Consider the following 21206-nt stretch of genomic DNA (forward strand, 5'->3'; position numbering starts at 1 on the left):
ATTTGCCACAAGCAAAAAAGAACCCCGCAATGTGATCGTCACTCGCTGTCTCGGGCTGGACGCTGGCCGTCCGTTTATTGACCTCATGGATTGAGCAGGCCGCTCTGCGGCTTCTCATAATGGATTACAATGATAAAAAAAACCGCTGCTTTGGCGCTGCTGTTCAGTACCGCACTCCCTGCCGCTTCCCTGCCGGAAATGGAACATTTCTCGCCGATGGGTGAATCACGCCGTGCCCTGCAAGACAGTACGCGTGAGGTGAATCAACAGATAGAACAACTACGCTACCAACAGCTTAAACAGCAGCAATTACTGGCAGAGCCAGAGCCTGCTGTCCCCGCGCTGCCGCGATCGGCCCAATGTTTGCCAATCGGTGGAGTGTACCTGCAGGGTATTACCTTGCTGTCAGAGAAAGATTTGGCAGCGTTGACCGCATTACCACAGCGTTGTATCAGCAGTAATGACATCAACCTGCTGACGCGTGAATTAACCCGTTTATACCTTGATAAAGGCTATATCACTGCCCGCGTACAATTTATTCGTCCCAATGCTGAGGGAGAATTAGGGCTACGGGTCACAGAAGGATTCATCGAGAAAATAGAAGGCAGCGATCGCTGGGTCAATAGCCAATTATTATTCCCTGGATTGGAAGGGCAACCCCTGAAATTAACCCAGCTTGATCAGGGATTGGATCAAGCCAATCGTTTGCAATCGAACAAAACCCGATTGGATATATTACCGGGCAGCCAAACCGGTGGATCAATTATTCGGTTGCACAACCAACATACCAAGCCCTGGCTGTTGTCTGCCACACTGGACAATTATGGTCAAAAAAATACCGGTCAGTGGTTAGCCCGTAGTACGGCAACGCTAGACAGCCCGTTCGGCCTGTCCGACTTCGTCAGCCTTAACGTTGCCGGTACGCTGAAAGATCCGTCGCAGCGTTATAATCGCGCCTATACCCTGCTCTATTCCCTGCCTTACGGTGCTTTTACCTTCAGCGGCTTTGCCAGCTATTCACAATACCTGAATCGCCAACAGCTGGTGTTCAACAGCTATAAACTGCATGGCCAGACCCAACAATATGGCCTGCGCAGCGATTATGTGTTCTACCGCGATCGCGATCAGATTAACGCGCTGAGCGGCCAACTGACCCATAAGCGTATTGCCAACTATTTTGACACCGCCCGTATCAACCTCGGTAGTCCGACGCTCAGTCTGTTTGAACTCGGGGTCAACCACCTGCAAATCCTACCCAGCGGCCTGATCAGCGCCAACCTTAGCGTAGAGCAAGGATTGCCTTGGTTTGGCGCAGATCGTCCCAACGGCGCCAATCAGCCCGATGCCCAATTCACCAAAGCCAAGCTGTTCGCCAATCTCACTCAACGTTTCACGTTGGCAGGCTCCCATTATCAACTGAGTCACCTGCTATACGGACAATACAGCCGCGATCGTTTACCCGGTGTGGAATGGCTCAGCCTGACAGATCGTAGCGCAGTCCGTGGCTTCAGCCGCAGCACGCTGTCCGGTGATAACGGCTGGTATCTGCAAAATACCCTGTCTCGTCACTTCAACCTGGGTCAAAGCACGCTTACCCCACGTATCGGCGGCGACGTCGGCCGGGTGCTCCCCCGTGACAATCGGCCTTCGGGCTGGCAAAGCAGCGCCGGATTGAGCGCCGGTGCCACCCTGCGTTATCAGCGAGCAACGCTCGACGTCGAAGCCAGCCGTGGTTGGTTATTGTCCAGCCACGCAATGCCTGACGATCCCATCCAGGTGCTGGCACGTTTTTCGTACACATTTTAATCAGTAGTTTTGCAGTAACACAGTGATATATGGAGATACATGGATGAAAAATAATAATTTCAGGCTTTCAGCGGCAGGTAAGTTGGCCGCCTCACTGGCGATCATTTTCGCCTCACTCGGTACCGCATATGCCGGTGAGATCGTTGCGGCCAACGGCGCTAACGGTCCGGGTGTTTCCACCGCGGGTAACGGCGCGCAGGTGGTCAATATTGTGACGCCCAACGATCACGGGCTGTCGCACAACCAATATCAGGATTTCAACGTCAACCAACCCGGCGCAGTGCTGAATAACTCGCTCGACGCCGGATTGTCTCAACTGGCGGGCCAATTGGGTGCCAACCCCAACCTGAATAACCAAGCGGCTAGCGTGATCCTTAATGAAGTGATCAGCCGCAACCCGTCGCTGTTACACGGTCAGCAAGAAATCTTTGGCATGGCAGCCGACTATGTGTTGGCCAACCCGAATGGGATCAGCTGCAGTGGTTGCGGCTTCATCAATACCAGCCGTTCCTCACTGGTGGTGGGTAATCCGCTGGTGGAAAACGGCATGCTGCAGGGTTACAGCACGCTGGCTAATCGCAATACCCTGAGTCTGGACGGCAAACTGAACGCCGGCGGCGTACTGGATTTGATCGCCCCACGCATCGACAGTCGCGGCGAGGTCATCGTCACCCCGGCATTCGATAAAAAAAGCGGAAAAAGGGTGTCCGATATCAACGCCATTAGCGGACATAACCGCGTATCGCGCGATGCGCAGGTGCTCAGCAGCACACAACCGGTCAGCGCGCTGGACAGCTACTATCTTGGCAGTATGCAAGCCGGACGTATCAACATCATCAACACGGCAGCCGGCAGCGGCGTGAAGCTGGCTGGCAAGCTGCAAGGTGACGACGAGATCCGGGTTAAAGCCGACAACATCCGCGCAGAAAGCCAGATTCGTGACGTGAGCAGTAACCGCAACAGCGGAGAGAACTACCAAAACTACCGGGGCGGCATCTACATCAATGACCGCAGCACGGGCCAACAACTGACCCGTACTGAACTCAAAGGCAAAAACATCAGCCTGGTGGCCAATAACAACAACCACCTGACCGCGACCGACATTCGCGGCGAAGAGATCAAGCTGCAAGGTGCCAGCCTGACGCTTGACGGTCAGCAATTAAAGCAGACTCAGGGCCACACCAACGATCAATGGTTCTACTCCTGGCAGTACGATGTCACCCGTGAAAATGAGCAGCATCAACAAGCGGGCAGCAGCATCAACGCCAGCAAGAATGCCACGCTGAGCGCCACCACACAGGATGTAAAGCTGCTTGGCGCCAGTGTTACGGCGGGTGACGCGCTAAACATCGAAGCCAAGCGCGATGTACAGCTCAGCGGGTTGATCGAACGGGATAAAACCAGCGAACGGGGGTATCAACGTAACCATACCTCCAGCCTGCGCACCGGCAGTTGGAGCAACAGCAACGAAACCGAAAACCTGAAGGCCAGCGACTTGCAGGCCGGTGGCGACCTGACGCTGACGGCCGGCAACACGTTGGGGACGCAGGGTGCCAAAGTACACGCGGGGCGCAACCTGACGGCGAACGCCAACGAACGCATCACCATAGGTGTACAAAAAACCGCCAACGCGAAGGCCGTTCGCGACAATAAAACCTCATGGGGTGGTATCGGTGGCGGCAGTGATCAAGACAACAGCAACCGCCACGAAGTCAACAACGCCTCCGAACTGACCGCCGACGGTACTCTGCGACTGAACGGTCACCAGGGCGTAACCATTACCGGCAGTAAAGTGCGAGGCAAACAAGGCGGCTTTGTCGAAGCCACCGCTGGCGGCCTGCGGATCGATAACGCCCTCAGCACCACCGTTGACAAGGTTGATGCCCGCACCGGCACGGCCTTCAACATTACCAGCAGCTCGCAGAAGTCCAATAATAGCCACCAAAAATCCACCGCCAGTGAACTGGTTTCCGATACCAACCTGCAATTGGTCAGCAAACGGGACACCGATGTGGTAGGCAGCAAGGTGACCAGCACCGGTAAGCTGGATATCAACGCTGGCGGCAATATCAACGTCAGTAGCGGGGAGCAGCAGCAACGCATCGATGAACAAAAAACCGCGCTCGCCATCAACGGCTATGCCAACGAGAAAAGCGATAAGCAATACCGCGCCGGTTTCCGCATCGAACATACCAGCGACAGTGAAAAAACGACCCGCAGCGAGCAACAGAGCTCGACGTTGAGCGGCGGCAGCGTAGCGCTGAAAGCGGACAAAGACGTCATCTTCAGCGGATCTAAACTGGTGACCACACAAGACGATGCCAGCATCAGCGGCAACAATGTCGCCTTCCTCGCAGCCGAAAACAAAACCACCAGCGATACCGAGCACACCAAAATCGGCGGCGGGTTTTACTACACCGGCGGCATCGACAAAGTCGGTTCTGGTATTGAAGGCGGTTACGAGAACAGCAAAACGCACGCCCAAAGCAGCAAAGCCGTGGTTTCTGGCAGCGACATTGCGGGCAATCTGACGATTAATGCCAAAGACAAACTGACCCAGCAAGGCGCTCAACACCAGGTTGGCGGTAAGTATCATGAAAATGCCAACAGTGTTGACCATCTGGCCGCCGTCAACAGCGAAAGCAGCAACACCCGCAAAACCGACGTCGGCGTAGACATCGGCGCCAACGTGGATTACAGCGCTGTCACCCGCCCGGTTGAACGTGCCGTCGGGAAAGTCGCCAAATTGGACGCTAACGGCGTGATTAACGATATTGGCACCATCGGCGCGCCGAATGTCGGACTGGATATTGGTGCCAATGGCGGCAGCAGCGAGAAGCGTAGCAGCAGCTCGCAGGCCGTGGTCAACAGCATCACCGCCGGGGAAATTGATGTCAAAACCACCGGTAAGCTGCAGGACAACGGAACGAAATACCAGGCGACCCAAGGCGGCGTGACGCTTGCGGCAGACAGCCACCACAGCGAAGCGGCGCAAAACAGCCAGCAGGAAAGCAGCAGCGAAACCCGCGGTAGCGCAGGCGTACGCGTTTATACCACCACCGGCAGCGATCTGACCGTCGATGCCAAAGGTGAAGGGGGTAACAAGCACAGCGAAAGTAACGGCAGCCAAGCAGTCACCGGCAGCATCACCGCGGCTAACGGCATCGACGTTAAGGTCAAGCAGGACGCGGTGTATCAGGGCACCTCGCTGGATGCCGGTAAGGGAAAAGCCAAGGTAAAAGCGGAGGGTGGCGACATCCGTTTTGAGCAAGCCACCGATCGCAGCCATGAAAGCCACAGCGGCTTTAATGTCAAAGTATCAGCCAAAGGCGGCTCCACGCCGGAAACCAAAAACGTCGGTGTTGGGCTTGGCGGTAGTCACAGCAAAGGGGAAAGCGACAGCAGCAGCGCGCAAGTCAGCAACATCACCGGCAAACAGGGGGTAGAACTGGATGCCGGCCGCAGTCTGACGCTGCAGGGCAGCGATGTCGCCAGCCAGGGGGATATCTCGTTGAAGGCAGGCAAGCAGGTCGCCCTGCAAGCGGCCGAATCGCAGCAGACGCGTAAGGACGACACCCTCTCCGGCAATATCGATATTGGCGGCAACAGCACCGATAGCGACAAAAAGAGCGCGGGCGGTATTTCCCTCGGCGGCGCATTTGACATTGCCAAAGTGGATGAGTCCTCTACGACTCAGCAAGGTGGCAAGATCGCCAGCGGCGGCGCAGTGAACATTACTGCCAACGGCAATGACGAGCGTGCAGTGCATCTGCAAGGTACCGAGGTCAAAGGTAGCCACGTTGAGCTGAACGCCAAAAACGGCGGCGTGGTGCTGGAATCGGCACAAAACCAGGAACAGAAAAATAACTGGAATCTGGGGCTGAAGGCTAACGCCAAAGGCGGTCAATCGTTCAACAAAGACACAAACGGCAAGATTGATACCACCAGCGGCAGCGACACCCATACTCTGGGAGCCGGAGTGAAAGTCGGCGTGGATAAGCTACAAAAAACCACCCAGGGCAACAGCCTAATCAATGCCGGAGAAGTCACGCTCAATAGTGGTAAAGATACCACCTTAGCCGGCGCTCAGATCAATGCTGAAAGTGTACAGGGCAACATTGGCGGCGATCTGCACGTCGAGAGCCGCAAAGACAGTGAAAGCAGCGTGAAGGTCAATGTCGATGTCGGTCTGAACCACACCAACGATCCGGCCAGCAGCATCACATCCAAACTGTCAAAAGTGGGCACGCCACATTATGCCGGTAAGGTGAAGGAGAAGCTGGAGGGCGGCATCAACAAGGTCGCAGACGCTACCACCGACAAGTACAACAGCGTGGCTCGTCGTCTCGATCCGAAGCAGGACACTACCGGTGCCGTCAGCTTCAGCAAGGCCGACGGCGGTAAGGTTACGCTGCCGGAAAACCTGGTGGGTGAAAAAGAGAAGGCACCGCTATGGGATCGCGGCGCTCGCTTCCTCGGCAACAAATCCAAGGAGAGCCTGACCGGTCCCGCCGGGCTGCAAGGCCAATTCAAGGTGAACGCCGATGTCGTCAACAACGATGCCGTTGGCGTGAAATCTGCCATCACCGGGAAAAATGGCGTAGCGCTGAACGTACAGGGTACGACCCATTTGACCGGTGGTGAAATCCGCAGCCAACAAGGCGAGGTAACACTGGGTAACGGTAAGCTGGAACAGCAGGATGTGAAAGGCAATCGCTATCAGGGTGGTGGGCACCTTGATGCCGCGGCGTCTGCTGGCGGGCTGCTGGGGATCGCGGGTAAAAGCGTGGTGAACCTGGAAACGCCGGTCGGCGGCTACGGCAATAGCCAAGCTGCCGACGCTAAGGCTGGCGTCTTTTCAGGTAAGTAAGTTGCGGTAAATAGCTGGCGTCATGCCCCCGGCTAAACCGGGGGCATTTTTTACAGCGTGCTCGGCGTATCCTCCCACTCACGCTCATCATCCTTTTCATCCTGATCCAGCACGTTATAGGCCACCGCACAGAACAGCGAGTTCAGGCGTTTCATATCTCCCAGCAGCCCAAGATGCAGCGAACTGGTTTCGATGCTCTGTACGTTTTGTTGGTGCAGACGGTCAACGTGTGCATGCGCATAGCGGCGGTCCAAAATGCGGAAACGATGCTTGGAACGGCGCAACCGCTTGGCGCTGGTAACGTCACCCGACAGGAACACCGACAGGCCGAGCCGTAGATTGGCAATCAGCCGCTCATGCAATGCGTCCAATTCCGCCAAGCCTTCCGTTGAGAACGCACGCCGCGCCGCGTGCGATTTCGCCCCCACATCACCGGCCATGCGTTCGATAATGTCGCCCGCTTGCTCCAGATTAAGCGCCATTTCGATGATTTCAGCCCAGCGGCGGGAATCTTCTTCGCCCAAATCCTCCTTCTGAATCTGCGCCAAATACAGCTTGATCGCGGTATACAGCACATCGACATCGTCGTCGAGCCGCCGCACCTCCTTATCCTGTCCTTGCTTACCGTGCAGCACTTCGCGCTGCAAAATCATCATGTGTTCCACCACGTCACCCATGCGCAACGTTTCTCGCGCCGCATTGGCCAACGCCAACGTCGGCGTGTCCAGCGCACTGGCATCAAGGTGTCGCGGCCGCAATCGCGGATCGTCAGCAGCCACGTCCGCGATTAACGTTTCGCACAGACGCGCCATCGGCCCAGCCAACGGGATTAACACCAGGCAACGGATCAGGTTATAAAAGACGTGAAAATAGATCACCAACTCTTCGTTCTCTCCGGGCAGGCGGGTCATGATATCGGCCAGATAAGAGACAAAGGGCAGGACCAGCACGCAGCCGATCAGCTTGAACAGCAGGCTGCCAAGCGCGACCCGACGCCCTGCAGCATTCTGGCCACTGGTATTGATCACCGCCAGTAGGCCGCTACCAAGATTGGCACCGATCACCAGGCACAGAGCGACCTTCAGCGAGATCACGCCTGACGCCGTCAGCGTCGCTGTCAGCAATACCGCAGCCAGGCTGGAATAGCTGACAATGGCGAATAAGGCACCGGTCAGGGCATCCAGCATCACATCACCGGTCAGTGATGAAAACAGCACCTTCACGCCCGCTGCCTGGGTGATAGGGGTGGCAGCGGCGACGATCAGCTCCAGCGCCAGGACAATCAGCCCGAGACCAATGCACACCCGGCCCATTTGACCTACTCGGGTTTGCTTGCGGCTAAGAAACAGGAACACGCCGACCAGGATCAGCAGCGGTGACAACCAGGAAAGATCGAAAGTCAGTATTCGCGCCATCAGCGCAGTACCGACGTCAGCGCCGAGCATGATAACCAATGCCGGCGTGAGCCCCACCAGTCCCTGTGCGACAAACGACGTGACCAGCAGTGCGGTGGCATTGCTACTTTGTACCAACGCGGTTACGCCAATGCCGGAGACGAACGCCAGCGGTTTTCTCTCCACGCTGTCGCTCAACACCCGGCGCAAATTAGCGCCATAAACCCGCATGATCCCGGTGCGCACGATGTGAGTGCCCCACACCAACAGCGCCACAGAGGAAAGCAGGTGAAGAAGGGTCAACACGGAAAATACGCTCCATTAACGCCGGCAGGAAAGATCAAATCCATACCCTGTGAATTTCGGGCTGCAGGACGGCGGCAAACGGGTGAATCCCCAGGAGCTTACTCAAGTAAGTGGCTGGGGGTGAAACCCTGCGGCCAACACATCTGCTGCGTGAAAAGCGACGGGTATAGCAAGCTATCCTGCCTGCCAGGCGTGCATAGGGCAGGACAGCGGCAACAGGCTGCAGACCGCTATTGGAGGGTTAACGCAACGGCAGGAATTACCCTGGAGTTATCATTGAATGCCGCAGCGATGTCATGCAACTTCCCGTAATGTAACAGTTTCTAAGTGTAGCCCAATTTCGCTGCCGTCAGCATGCAAATCAGCGACTGAACGGTTAAGCACGTCCACCAGCAGCTCAACACCACGCACCTGCACGCGATAACGTACTACATTGCCCAGCAGGCTGTGGTTCAGGATTACCGCAGCAATTCCCTGCCCTACCGGGAGTATGCCAATGGACTCCGGGCGAACAGCCACCTTACCGTGGTATGCGCTGCCGGTCAAAACAGACGCCTGTTCAGCACTTAACACATTGTAATTGCCGATGAATCCGGCGGCGAAGACATCGGCCGGCTGGGTATACAGGGTTTCCGCATCGCCGCTTTGCACAATTTGCCCTTTGTTCATCAGCACAATGCGATCCGACAGCGTTAACGCCTCCTCCTGATCGTGGGTGACGAAGATCGCCGTCAGGTTCAGTTCGCGCTGGATCCGGCGGATCTGTTCACGCAGATGTTTGCGGATCCTGGCATCCAGCGCCGAGAGTGGCTCATCGAGCAACAACAACCGCGGGCGCGTCACCAGCGAGCGCGCCAGTGCCACCCTTTGGCACTGGCCACCGGAAAGCTGATGTGGATAACGCTTGGCCAGCTCGGTCAACTCCACCAACGCCAGGACTTCCTGCACCCGCTGTTGGATCTGCGCACCGCCCAATTTTTGCATCTTCAGGCCAAACGCCACATTGCCTTCAACAGTCATGTTCGGAAACAACGCATAGCTTTGGAACACCATGCCAATACCGCGTTTTTGCGGCGGCACCGGCACCAGATCCTGACCTTGCAGCACTATCTGTCCGCTATCGACTGACGTCAGCCCCGCCAGGCAGCGCAGTAGCGTGGATTTGCCGCAGCCGCTCGGCCCGAGCAGGGTGACAAATTCCCCTTCCTCAGCGGTGAAGTCGATATCTTGAAACACCTGGGTTTGGCCGTAGTGTTTGTTAAGTCGGGTGACGTTGAGATAAGCCATGCGGTTAACCCTTAGTTTTATTCAGTAAATTCGCCAACCAGGTAACAATCAGCACCACGGCGAAATAAGAAATGACCAGTGCGCTGGTAAAATGGCCGCTGCCGTTACGCATGTTATAGAGGTAGACCTGCAGCGTTTCATATTGGCTACCCACCAGCAGGTTGGCGAAAACAAATTCGCCAATCAGGAAAGAGAACGACAGCAAAACGGCAATCATGCCGCCCTTGCGCAGATTAGGCAGCACCACCAACAGTGCGGCTTGCCAGGTGCTGGCACCTAGCAGATGTGCAGCATCCATCAGATCCCGTAGGTTAATCGCCTGCATGTTGTTGCTGATAGCACGGTAAATAAACGGCAGCGCAATGGCGAAGTAGCAACCGATCAGGATCCACGGCGTTCCGAGCAACGGCAGCGGATCGGTGGCAAACAGTTGCATCAACCCCACCGCGGACACCACCGGCGGGACAGCGAACGGCAGCAGAATCAGCACGTTCATCACGGCATCCAATTTTGGGAAGTAGTAAGCAATAACAAACATCATCGGCAATATCACTGCCACCGCCAGCACCAGGGTGCCGAAACAAATCAATAGCGAATGCCACAACGCCAGCAAGAAGCGCGGATCGCTCCATAGCGCGACCAGCCATTTCAGGGTCAAACCGTCCGGCAGGATGGTGGCGCCCCATTGGGTAGCCAGTGCGTAAATCAGCGTCGCCGCCAGCGGCAACAGCAGGATCAGCAGCAGTAAGCTGCTCACCACGCGGTGATAACCGGTTTCAAAACGGGACATGTCGGCCCTCCAGAACGTTATGAGCGTGCATTGAGGTAGCTCCGACGTAATAGCCATTGGTGAATCAAGGTGATGAACGCCATCATCGCCACCAACAGCATCGCCAGCGCACTGGCCAGATTAGGATCAAGGGAAATATCCCCCGCGACCAATGCCGAAATACGGATCGGAATCACGTTGAAATTACCGGTGGTCAGCGCGTATACCGTGGCATAAGCGCCCAGCGCATTCGCCAGCAGAATGACAAAGGTGCCCATCAACGCCGGTGCCAGCACGGGCAGGCCAATATGTCGCCAATAGCGCCACGGGCTGGCCCCCAGCAACGACGCTGATTCACGCCAGTCTTCGCGCAATGCGTCGAATGCCGGGTACAGCAGCAGCACGCCCAACGGGATCTGGAAGTAGGTGTAAAGCACGATAAGCCCGGTTTTGGAGTAAAGGTTAAACCCCTCCATCAAACCGTATTTACGGAGTAACAACGTCAGGCAGCCATTTAGCCCCAGCAGAATGACAAAGGCGAACGCCAGCGGCACGCCCGCAAAGTTGCAGGTCATGTTAGTGAACGACATCACGAAGTCATGAAATCGGGTCTGGCCCAGCTGGCGCAGTGAGTAACTGCCAACTAATGCAATCAGCAGTCCGTAAACGCTCGACCAGAGGGAAATCTCCAGCGAGAACTGAAACGCCTGCAAATAGAACGGCGAGGTCAGCACATCAACATAGTTGCCCAGCCCCCAGCCACTGCTCTGGCTGAAAAAACTGTTGACCGCAATCCATACCAGCGGTGCGATTTGGAACGCGCCGAACAACAGGATGAACGGCAGCAAGCACAGCGCGGCAATCCACTTAGCTTTCATGTTATTCGCCCTTATACCAACAACGCACGGCAACGCGGCTTGTCGTGTGTCACTTGCAGCACCTCACACAGCGTGCCACACAGGTCGGTTTGCTGCGGGTTGGCATCGTTCTGGCTGAATGCACTGCCAAAGACAAACAGCGGCACCTGGCGCTCTTCGGGCAAAACACCGCCGTGGCTGCGGTCATCATTCATGCCGTGATCGGCGGTGATCATCACCTGATAATCGTCGGCTAACCAGCCTGCCAAATAGCGCGACAGCACGCCGTCGGCATTGCGGGCCGAATTGCGGTATTGCGGTGAAGACAGACCAAAGCGATGGCCTGCGTCGTCGATGTTCATCGGGTGAATCAGCAAAAAGTCGGGTTGATGGCGGAGGCGTAAGCTTTCGGCGTCATCAAACAGATGGGAATCCGGGTAGCGATCGTCATAATAAAAATGGCCGTGCTGGATCGGTAATTCAGCATCGTCGGTATGGCGATCGCGCGCGGCGTCGAACGGGGTACGGTTATATAACTCACTGAACCAATGGTAGGCGGCCGCAGCGGTCGTCAGGCCAGCAGCACGCGCATAGTGGAACACGCTTTGCTGGTGCGACAAACGCGACACCTGGTTATGCACGACACCGCTCTCCACCGGCGGCACGCCGGTGAGGATGCATTCATACAGCGGTCGGGAGAGCGAGGGTAACTCGCTCTCCACTTGATACAACCGTCCACGTCCTGCCGCACATTCGGCCTGCAGATAACCCATAGCGTCATGCGCCACCTGGTAGTTCAGACCGTCCAACAGCACGAGGATCGTTTTCATGATGGCTTAACTCACTGCTGCATAAACATAATGACATTTTCCTGCCACTGACGCGGCAGCGTTTTCGCGCTTTGTTCCCAGGCAGCCGGATCGGCGATTGGGTGAGCGTTTTTATACTGTTCGGCTGGCAGCAGCTTGGCTTTTACATCGTCAGGCAGCGTCAGATGCTCCGCACGGATTGGTCGGGCATAACCACGCGCCAAGTTGATCTGGCCTGCATCAGAGAAAATGTATTCACGCGCCAGCTTGGCGGCGTTCGGGTGCTTGGCGTACTTGTTGATGATGGTGGTGTAGCCGGAAGTGATGGAGCCGTCAGACGGGATCAGCACTTCAAAACGGGTCTTGTCGATCTGATCGCGGTAATTCAGACCGTTAAAGTCCCATACCACGCCAACCTGCACTTCACCTTTTTCCAGCGAGGCGATCACGGGGTTAGTCAGGCTCAAACGCCCTGCCTTGGCCAGCTTGCCGAAAAATTCCAGGCCCGGCTTCAGGTTCTTCTCATTACCGCCCATGGCATAGGTAGCCGCCAGCACGCCGCTAGCCGCCTGCGAGGCAGTGCCGACATCACCGATAGTGACCTGATAAGTGCCCTTCAGCAGATCGGCCCAACTGTGCGGGATCTCTTTTACTTGTTGTTTGTTGATAATAAAGGCGATGGTGCCCGTGTAGGCCAGCGCCCAGTGGCCATCTTTGTCCTTCGCCCAGGCCGGTACCTGATCCCAGGTGGAGGGTTTGTACGGCTGCGTCACCCCTTTCTGGACCGCAATCGGACCGAATGCCGCGCCCACATCACCAATATCCGCAGTGGCGTTGCCCTTCTCTGCATCGAACTTGGCGATTTCCTGCGCTGAACTCATGTCGGTATCGACATGCTTCAGGCCATATTTGCTCAACAAGTCTTGCCAGGTGCCTTTCCAGTTTGCCCAGCTGTCCGGCATGCCGACACTGCTAACTTCACCTTCTTTCTTGGCTGCCTGCTCCAACGCCGCCAGATCGGTATCTGCGGCCCAGCTCATCTGGCTGGTCAGTACAATGGCACTGCTTAACACAGAAGCGCACAAACGTTTCATAACTGATGCTCCGGGTGGTAGTGTGTAGAGGCGCTGGACTAGTCCAGCAAGAACCAAGCCAATCTAACGGACGAATGTGATAATTATATGTCAGTCTAAAAAAGCAGCATTTTTATCGCATCTAGCGCGTCCCGGAGCCTGTCGTTGGTCTACCTTTAGCGGGGCATACCCTATGAACGTCAAGTTGCGGCCAGGCGCCCAGATCACTCGTCCCCAGGCGCTTACTTTAGTCAGTCAATGGGGTAAGCGACGCTGCAGCTTGAAAGTCGACGGGTATAAACGCACTGAAATGGGGCATCTGTGGCATGAGTGAAGGAACAACAACCGTGGCAGCCATTTGCCAGACACTGGCTGCCCGTATCGCCGAGGGGGAATTCAACGCCGGTGGCAAGCTGCCTTCTGAGCGCACCCTGAGCGAACAGTTCTCCACCACCCGCATCACCTTGCAGGAAGCGCTCGGCCAGTTGGAGGCTCAGGGTGTCATTTACCGTCAGGTCAGGCGCGGCTGGTTTATCTCGCCGCCCCGGCTGGTGTATAACCCCTTACAGCGCAGTCATTTTCATGCCATGGCGCAGCAACAGGGGCGTGATGCCCATACAGAGGTTATCGACACCGCCACCGTGCCGCTGTGCGCTGCCTTGAGTCAAAAGCTCACTTTGCCGGCTGGCACCAAGGTTTACCGTATTCGTCGGCTACGCTATATCGACGGCCGCGCGGTGTTGTACTGCGAGCATTACCTTAATCCCGCCTACTTTGCCGGTATTTTGGACGAAGACTTAACCCAGTCGCTCACAGGGCTGTATGCCGAGCGCTATGGGATTCGTTATGGGCGAGTCCGTTTCGATATGCTGCCGACACTGCTGCCACAGGAAGCGGCAGAAATGCTCAAAGTGACCTACGGCAGCCCGGCGCTGTTTATTACCCGGGTTAACCGCGATCAGCACGACCGGGTGATTGATTGTGATTTGGAGTATTGGCGTTACGACGCGCTGCACATTGACGTGGAAGCGCAATGACAGGGGCGCGAACCGCCCCCCCAAAGAGAAGATGAATCAGTCGGCGTCGTAGCCAAGGTTAGGCGCTAACCAGCGTTCAACCTCACTGACGCTCATGCCTTTACGCGTCGCGTAATCCTCTACCTGATCGCGTTGGATCTGCGCCACCGCAAAATACTTGCTCTGCGGATGACTGAAATACCAACCAGACACGGCTGCCCCTGGCCACATGGCGAAAGATTCGGTCAGCACCATACCGGTATGGCGGTTAACGTCCAGCAAGCGCCAAATTTCCGCTTTTTCGGTGTGCTCCGGACAGGCCGGATAACCCGGCGCCGGACGGATACCCTGATAATTTTCGCGGATCAGCTCTTCATTGCTCAGGTTTTCTTCGGTAGCAAAACCCCAGTGCAGCTTACGCACCTGTTCATGCAGGTATTCAGCAAACGCCTCCGCCAGGCGATCCGACAATGCTTTCACCATGATTTTGTTGTAATCATCGTGTTGTGCATCATAGGCCGCCGCCAGCTCATCTTCCTCCAGCCCCCCCGTCACGGCAAAAGCACCGAAGTAATCAGCCTTACCGCTGCTTTTCGGCGCGACAAAGTCTGCCAGGCAGTAGTTCGGGAAATCGGTTTTCTCCGTTTGCTGGCGCAGATGGCGGCTGACCACCAGCACCTCTTCGCGATTTTCGTCGCGATACACTTCAACGTCGTCACCAACCCGGTTCGCCGGGAACAGCCCGTACACACCGCGCGGGTTGAGGCTGCCATTAGCGGCCAGCATATCCAGCATCTGGTTGGCGTCGGCGAACAGCCGTTTGGCCTCTTCGCCCACCACGTCATCTTCCAAAATCCGCGGATATTTACCCGCCAGCGACCAGGTCATAAAGAACGGTGTCCAGTCGATGTACTGGCGCAGCGTCTCGATACTGGCTTCGACCGGGTAGACGCCCAACTGCTTCGGTACTGGCGGCTGATAGTTTTCCCAGTCCAACACCATGGCGTTATCGCGCGCTTTCTGCAGATCAACCGGCGGAGTGCGCGGTTTTTTACGTGCGTGCTGAATGCGCACGGTTTCATATTCTTTACGGGTTCGCGCCACAAAATCGTCGCGCTGTGTGTCGGAAAGCAATGCCGACACCACGCCCACGGTACGGGATGCGTTCTGCACGTAAGTCGTCGAGCCGCTGTAGTTCTGCTCGATCTTGACGGCGGTATGCGCCTTGGAGGTCGTCGCACCGCCGATCAGCAACGGCAGAGTGAAGCCCTGACGCTCCATTTCTTTCGCCACGTTGACCATCTCGTCCAACGACGGCGTGATCAACCCGGATAAGCCGATGATGTCCACGTTCTGCTCACGCGCAGTCTTCAGGATTTTCTCCGTCGGCACCATCACGCCCAGATCGACAATTTCGTAGTTGTTGCACTGCAGCACCACACCAACGATGTTTTTACCGATGTCGTGCACGTCGCCCTTCACCGTCGCCAGCAGGATTTTGCCCGCCGTAGAGCCTTTCTGCTTGCTGGCCTCAATGTAGGGTTCCAGATAGGCCACCGCCTGTTTCATTACGCGAGCGGACTTCACCACCTGCGGCAGGAACATTTTGCCTTCGCCGAACAGATCGCCAACCACGTTCATGCCCGCCATCAGCGGCCCTTCGATCACTTCGATCGGACGATCCGCCCGCTGCCGGGCTTCTTCGGTATCCAGCTCGATAAACTCGGTGATACCTTTCACCAGCGAGTATTCCAGCCGTTTTTCTACTGCCCAACCGCGCCATTCCGCCTGCTGCACCGCCACGTCGTTGTCTTTGCTGCCGCGGTATTTTTCCGCCAGTTCCAGCAAGCGCTCGGTCCCGTCGTCGCGGCGGTTGAGGATCACATCTTCTACCGCATCACGCAGCTCGGCAGTCAGATCATCGTAGATCGCCAGTTGTCCTGCGTTAACAATCCCCATGTCCATACCATTGCGGATCGCGTGGTACAGGAATACCGCGTGGATCGCTTCACGCACCGGATCGTTGCCGCGGAATGAAAACGACACGTTGGACACGCCGCCGGAAATCATCGCATGCGGCAGGTGAGTTTTGATGTCGGCGCACGCTTCGATAAAGTCGACGGCATAGTTGTTATGCTCTTCGATACCGGTAGCGACGGCAAAAATGTTCGGGTCAAAAATAATGTCTTCCGGCGGGAAACCAACACGCTCGGTCAAAATCTTATAGGCACGGCGACAAATCTCGAATTTGCGCTCACGCGTATCGGCCTGACCCACTTCGTCAAACGCCATCACCACGACGGCAGCACCATAACGGCGTACCAGTTTAGCATGGTGAATAAAGGCCTCTTCGCCCTCTTTCATCGAGATAGAGTTAACGATACCTTTGCCCTGGATGCACTTCAGGCCCTTTTCGATCACTGACCATTTGGAGGAGTCGATCATGATCGGCACCCTGGCAATGTCCGGCTCGCCAGCGATCAGGTTAAGGAAACGCACCATAGCCGCTTCGGCGTCGAGCATCCCCTCATCCATGTTGATATCGATAATCTGAGCGCCGCTTTCCACCTGCTGACGGGCAACGGCCAGCGCTTCACTGTATTTTTCTTCTTTGATCAATCGCTTGAAGCGCGCTGAACCGGTGACGTTGGTACGCTCACCGACGTTGACGAACAACGTTTTGGCGTCGATGTTCAAGGGTTCGAGACCCGCCAGACGGCAAGCTACCGGGATCTCTGGCAGTTGGCGCGGCGGCACGCCCGCCACGGCCTTGACCATGGCGGCGATGTGCTCCGGCGTGGTCCCGCAGCAGCCGCCGATAATATTCAGGAAGCCGGCCTGCGCCCACTCGCCGACCTGTTTCGCCATCTCTTGCGCGTCCAGATCGTATTCACCGAACGCATTAGGTAAACCGGCGTTGGGGTGCGCAGTGACGTAGCTTTCCGAGATACGCGACAGTTCGGCAACGTATTGACGCAGTTCGTCCGGGCCCAACGCGCAGTTCAGACCAAAGCTCAGCGGCTTGACGTGACGCATCGAGTTATAGAAGGCTTCGGTAGTCTGCCCGGACAGGGTACGGCCGGAGGCATCGGTGATGGTGCCGGAAATCATGATCGGCAGCGAGACACCCAAGGCTTCGAATTCGGTTTCCACCGCAAAGGCGGCAGCCTTGGCGTTCAGGGTATCGAAGATGGTTTCGATCATAATCAGATCGACGCCGCCTTCCACCAGCGCACGGGTCGATTCGCGGTAGGCGTCCACCAGTTCATCGAAAGAAACATTACGGAACGCCGGATCGTTAACGTTCGGAGAAATAGAGGCAGTGCGGTTGGTCGGGCCCAGTACCCCGGCCACATAGCGCGGTTGCTCTGGCGTACGCGCAGTCCACTCATTAGCACAGGCACGTGCCAGGCAGGCGGCCTGATAGTTAATCTCGGCGGACAGCGACTCCATATGGTAGTCGGCCATCGCGATAGAAGTGGAGTTGAAGGTATTGGTTTCGAGAATGTCGGCCCCGGCTTCCAGGTAGCCGTAGTGAATGGCGGTGATCACGTCGGGCTTGGTCAACACCAGCAGGTCATTATTGCCTTTCAGATCGCTCTGCCAGTCGGCAAAACGCTCACCGCGAAAGTCGCTCTCTTCCAGACGATAGCTCTGGATCATGGTGCCCATGCCGCCGTCCAACACTAAAATGCGCTGCGCTAACTGCTGGCGCAGTTGTTCTACTCGATTAGTCACCCATGATCCCCTTTATCTTTCAGGCCACACTCTTTCACCGACACTCAAATGTTGCATACCCTATGGATTTCAAGTTGCGGCTTGAAAGACGACGGGTATCGACCATCCTAGCACAGCTTGTAGGGGCAAAGTGGCGCACGGCAATTGAGAGTTTTTCAGGTTGGCGGGTAACAGATCCGATGAGCAGATTGACGACTTGCAATTCATACGCAAAAAACGAAAATGAATTCCATCATACGGAAAAAGGAATGTGGATTATGGTCACCCCTGCTCCCGCCAAGCGTGGCAAAAAGCCCCGTGCTGCATCCCCGAGCGCCAGTGCGGCAACCGGCCAGGTGCAGTCGTTAACCCGTGGCCTGAAGTTATTGGAATACATTGCTGAAGCTCAGGGCAACGTCGCGTTGACCGATCTGGCTCAACAAGCCGGGTTACCCAACTCTACGACCCATCGGTTGCTCACCACCATGCAACAGCAAGGATTTGTACGGCAGGTCGGTGATTTAGGCCTGTGGACCCTCGGTTCTCATGCCTTTGTCGTTGGCAGCAGCTTCTTGCAGAGCCGCAATCTCTTGGCCATGGTACACCCAACGCTACGCCGCCTGATGGAAGAGTCCGGCGAAACCGTCAACCTGGCCGTGCTGGATACCAGTGAGTACCAGGCGATTATTATCGATCAGGTTCAATGCACCGCGCTGATGCGTATGTCCGCGCCAATCGGCGGAAAACTGCCGATGCACGCTTCCGGTGCCGGCAAAGCCTTTCTTTCTACCCTGCCGGATGAGCAGGTCACCCAACTGCTGCATAAGAAAGGTATGCAAACCTATACTCAGCACACCCTGACACCGCACAACCTGAAGGAAGGGTTGGCGCAAATCCGCAAACAAGGCTTTTCGTTTGACGACGAAGAACATGCACTCGGCCTGCGTTGCGTGGCGGCCTGCATCTTCGATGAACATCGCGAGGCCTTTGCCGCTATCTCTATTTCCGGTCCGGTGTCACGCATCACCGACAACCGGGTGATCGAGCTGGGCGCATTGGTGATCCACGCAGCAAAAGAAATCAGCCTGGAGTATGGTGGCGTACGTTAAGCGTAACTCCCGGCACTGGGCGCAAACTCTGCGCCCATGATTTTCTCGTTGTTGTCAGCATGTAAAACGCTGCCCCGATCCTGTTTCTCTCGCCCAGTAAAAACTTGAAGCCGATCACAGTTAACGATCCTGCCTGTTAAAGGCGATTGCAACTGGCGAAACTTCCTCCGACAATGTTACCGATAACATGTTACCGGTAACAACAAGCGTGCGGTAACGCCACGTGTCGTTTTGGAGCTAAGCCATGACCAATAATCAAAACCGTATTTACGTCATTATGGGCGTTTCCGGCAGCGGTAAGTCCGCCGTGGCCGCCGCCGCCGCCCGCCAGCTGTCTGCCGGGTTCCTCGACGGTGATTTTCTGCACCCCCGCAGCAACATCCTAAAAATGGCCGCTGGCGAACCACTCAACGATGACGACCGTGCCCCCTGGCTGGCCGCACTCAACGACGCCGCTTTCGCCATGCAACGCACGAATAATGTTTCGGTTATCGTCTGTTCAGCGCTGAAAAAACACTACCGCGATCGCCTGCGCGCCGGTAATGGCAATTTGTCGTTCATCTACTTGCACGGTGATTTCCCGATTATCGAAGCCCGTCTGGCGGCCCGTAATGGCCACTTCTTTAAACCACAGATGCTGGTGACACAGTTTGCCGCGCTGGAACAGCCGGGGGCCGACGAGAGCGACGTCATGTCCGTCGACATCAACCAACCCCTGGAAGGCGTTATCGCCGATACCCTGAAGCACATTCAGAGCTTCCTGCCACAGGACGTCTGCGCGTGAATACTGTAACGCTGGTCGGTACTGCAGTCGGCTCGGTTCTTTTACTGCTGTTTTTGGTGATGAAGGCGCGCATGCACGCCTTCGTCGCGTTAATGCTGGTGTCTATTGCCGCAGGTATTTTCTCCGGCATGCCGCTGGACCGCATCGCCGATACCATGCAGAAAGGTATGGGCGATACGCTGGGCTTCCTGGCTATTGTCGTCGCGTTGGGCGCGATGTTCGGTAAGATACTGCATGAAGTCGGTGCGCTCGATCAAATTGCGGCACATTTGCTGAAACGTTTCGGCCAAAGTAAAGCCCATTACGCACTCGGCATTGCCGGATTGATCTGTGCCCTGCCGCTGTTTTTTGACGTAGCCGTGGTGCTACTGATCGGCATCGTGTTTGCCGTAGCGCGCCGCACCGACGGCAACATCGTTAAGCTGGCCATTCCCCTGTTTGCCGGCGTCGCCGCCGCCGCGTCATTCTTGCTGCCGGGGCCGGTACCGATGCTGCTGGCCTCACAAATGAAGGCCGACTTCGGCTGGATGATTGCCATCGGCCTGGTCGCCGCAGTCCTCGGCATGCTGATTGCAGGCCCATTATACGGCAGCTTTATCAGCCGTTACGTTAACTGGTCAATGCCGAAGGATGAAAACGAGCCGACGCTGAACACCGCCAACTTGCCGTCATTTGGCCTTAGTCTGGCGTTGGTTCTCTGCCCACTGGTGTTGGTCGGTATGAAGACCATTGGTGCCCGTCTGGTAACGCCAGGCTCACAGTTACAACAGTGGCTGGAGTTTATTGGCCACCCGTTTACGGCCATTTTGATCGCCTGCCTGATTGTGATTTACGGCCTGGCAAAACCGCGCGGCATGACCAACGAACAAACGCTGGCCATCTGCTCTGCGGCGGTGCAGCCTGCCGGGATTATCCTGCTGATGACGGGCGCTGGTGGCGTCTTCAAACAAATTTTGGTGGATTCCGGCGTTGGCCCTGCCTTGGGTGACGCCATGATCGGCACCGGCTTGCCGATCGCCGTGGCCGCTTTCGCGCTGTCCGCCATGGTACGCGTCATTCAAGGATCTGCCACCGTAGCCTGTTTGACCACTGTCGGCCTGGTGCTACCGGTAACCAGCCAATTGGGCCTCGGCGGCGGGCAACTGGCCGCGTTGGCTATCTGTATTGCCGGCGGGTCCATCGTACTCAGCCACGTCAACGATGCCGGTTTCTGGTTGTTCGGTAAATTTACCGGCGCCAATGAGCTGCAAACGCTGAAAACCTGGACGGTAATGGAAACCATTCTGGGTAGCGTGGGTGGCATCATCGGCATGATTGCTTTCACGCTGTTTTAAATACCCACAACATCGCCCCCGGCCTTTGCACACCAGGGCTGCAATTCCACACCGGGGGCACCGCCACAGGCGGCA

Annotated in this window: 13 protein-coding genes; 6 read left to right on the forward strand and 7 right to left on the reverse strand. The window is 56.4% G+C overall.

All coding sequences use genetic code 11. The features are described 5' to 3' along the window. Positions 1 to 129: 129 nt before the first annotated feature. Together ACI2J2_RS18100 and ACI2J2_RS18105 are read left to right on the forward strand one after the other, a co-directional pair. Complete coding sequence (locus ACI2J2_RS18100) at positions 130 to 1806, forward strand: ShlB/FhaC/HecB family hemolysin secretion/activation protein (RefSeq protein ID WP_404760555.1); 1677 nt, start codon at positions 130 to 132, stop codon at positions 1804 to 1806. Between the two features lie 43 nt (positions 1807 to 1849). Then, positions 1850 to 6676: a hemagglutinin repeat-containing protein gene (locus ACI2J2_RS18105; RefSeq protein ID WP_404760556.1), complete on the forward strand. Its 4827-nt coding sequence runs from the start codon at positions 1850 to 1852 to the stop codon at positions 6674 to 6676. 50 nt (positions 6677 to 6726) lie between these two features. On the opposite strand, the gene ACI2J2_RS18110 is transcribed toward ACI2J2_RS18105, so the two are convergent. From ACI2J2_RS18110 to ACI2J2_RS18135, 6 genes are all read right to left on the reverse strand, one after another. After that, on the reverse strand, positions 6727 to 8376 hold the full coding sequence (locus tag ACI2J2_RS18110) for a Na/Pi cotransporter family protein (protein ID WP_209636970.1): 1650 nt from the start codon (positions 8374 to 8376) through the stop codon (positions 6727 to 6729). A gap of 294 nt (positions 8377 to 8670) precedes the next feature. Next, on the reverse strand, positions 8671 to 9663 hold the full coding sequence (locus ACI2J2_RS18115) for an ABC transporter ATP-binding protein (protein ID WP_404760557.1): 993 nt from the start codon (positions 9661 to 9663) through the stop codon (positions 8671 to 8673). A 4-nt stretch (positions 9664 to 9667) separates the two neighbouring features. Beyond that, entirely contained in the window at positions 9668 to 10453 is a 786-nt protein-coding gene (locus tag ACI2J2_RS18120) for an ABC transporter permease (protein WP_209636966.1), read from the reverse strand. 17 nt (positions 10454 to 10470) lie between these two features. Then, a complete protein-coding gene (locus tag ACI2J2_RS18125; RefSeq protein ID WP_404760558.1) occupies positions 10471 to 11310 on the reverse strand; it encodes an ABC transporter permease in 840 nt (279 codons plus the stop codon). Positions 11311 to 11321: 11 nt separating this feature from the next. Further along, positions 11322 to 12119, reverse strand: a complete 798-nt coding sequence (locus ACI2J2_RS18130) for an alkaline phosphatase family protein (protein WP_209636962.1) — start codon at positions 12117 to 12119, stop codon at positions 11322 to 11324. 11 nt (positions 12120 to 12130) lie between these two features. Next, positions 12131 to 13192 carry an ABC transporter substrate-binding protein gene (locus tag ACI2J2_RS18135; RefSeq protein WP_404760559.1) on the reverse strand — a complete coding sequence of 354 codons (1062 nt, stop codon included), beginning with the start codon at positions 13190 to 13192 and terminating at the stop codon, positions 12131 to 12133. A gap of 305 nt (positions 13193 to 13497) precedes the next feature. Between ACI2J2_RS18135 and ACI2J2_RS18140 the strand changes: the two genes are divergently transcribed. Next, complete coding sequence (locus tag ACI2J2_RS18140; RefSeq protein WP_404760560.1) at positions 13498 to 14208, forward strand: UTRA domain-containing protein; 711 nt, start codon at positions 13498 to 13500, stop codon at positions 14206 to 14208. Between the two features lie 36 nt (positions 14209 to 14244). On the opposite strand, the gene metH is transcribed toward ACI2J2_RS18140, so the two are convergent. Further along, positions 14245 to 17925, reverse strand: a complete 3681-nt coding sequence (gene metH, locus ACI2J2_RS18145) for a methionine synthase (RefSeq protein ID WP_404760561.1) — start codon at positions 17923 to 17925, stop codon at positions 14245 to 14247. Positions 17926 to 18182: 257 nt separating this feature from the next. Here metH and iclR point away from each other — a divergent pair, with 257 nt between their 5' ends. From iclR to gntU, 3 genes are all read left to right on the forward strand, one after another. Beyond that, positions 18183 to 19013, forward strand: a complete 831-nt coding sequence (iclR, locus tag ACI2J2_RS18150; RefSeq protein ID WP_209636954.1) for a glyoxylate bypass operon transcriptional repressor IclR — start codon at positions 18183 to 18185, stop codon at positions 19011 to 19013. Positions 19014 to 19257: 244 nt separating this feature from the next. Further along, positions 19258 to 19797, forward strand: a complete 540-nt coding sequence (gene gntK, locus ACI2J2_RS18155; protein ID WP_404760562.1) for a gluconokinase — start codon at positions 19258 to 19260, stop codon at positions 19795 to 19797. Then, on the forward strand, positions 19794 to 21131 hold the full coding sequence (gntU, locus tag ACI2J2_RS18160) for a gluconate transporter (RefSeq protein ID WP_265556926.1): 1338 nt from the start codon (positions 19794 to 19796) through the stop codon (positions 21129 to 21131). Before gntK ends, gntU begins: the two co-directional genes overlap by 4 nt. The last annotated feature ends 75 nt before the right edge of the window (positions 21132 to 21206 follow it).

Origin of the sequence: Serratia sp. NPDC087055 (assembly GCF_044900985.1) — a bacterium.
Taxonomy (GTDB): domain Bacteria; phylum Pseudomonadota; class Gammaproteobacteria; order Enterobacterales; family Enterobacteriaceae; genus Serratia.

Coding starts and splice junctions, on each gene's coding strand:
- gntK (WP_404760562.1), top strand. CDS start 19,258: ATGACCAATAATCAAAACCGTATTTACGTCATTATGGGCGTTTCCGGC.
- iclR (WP_209636954.1), top strand. CDS start 18,183: ATGGTCACCCCTGCTCCCGCCAAGCGTGGCAAAAAGCCCCGTGCTGCA.
- ACI2J2_RS18140 (WP_404760560.1), top strand. CDS start 13,498: ATGAGTGAAGGAACAACAACCGTGGCAGCCATTTGCCAGACACTGGCT.
- ACI2J2_RS18125 (WP_404760558.1), bottom strand. CDS start 11,310: ATGAAAGCTAAGTGGATTGCCGCGCTGTGCTTGCTGCCGTTCATCCTG.
- ACI2J2_RS18120 (WP_209636966.1), bottom strand. CDS start 10,453: ATGTCCCGTTTTGAAACCGGTTATCACCGCGTGGTGAGCAGCTTACTG.
- ACI2J2_RS18115 (WP_404760557.1), bottom strand. CDS start 9,663: ATGGCTTATCTCAACGTCACCCGACTTAACAAACACTACGGCCAAACC.
- ACI2J2_RS18130 (WP_209636962.1), bottom strand. CDS start 12,119: ATGAAAACGATCCTCGTGCTGTTGGACGGTCTGAACTACCAGGTGGCG.
- ACI2J2_RS18100 (WP_404760555.1), top strand. CDS start 130: ATGATAAAAAAAACCGCTGCTTTGGCGCTGCTGTTCAGTACCGCACTC.
- ACI2J2_RS18135 (WP_404760559.1), bottom strand. CDS start 13,192: ATGAAACGTTTGTGCGCTTCTGTGTTAAGCAGTGCCATTGTACTGACC.
- ACI2J2_RS18105 (WP_404760556.1), top strand. CDS start 1,850: ATGAAAAATAATAATTTCAGGCTTTCAGCGGCAGGTAAGTTGGCCGCC.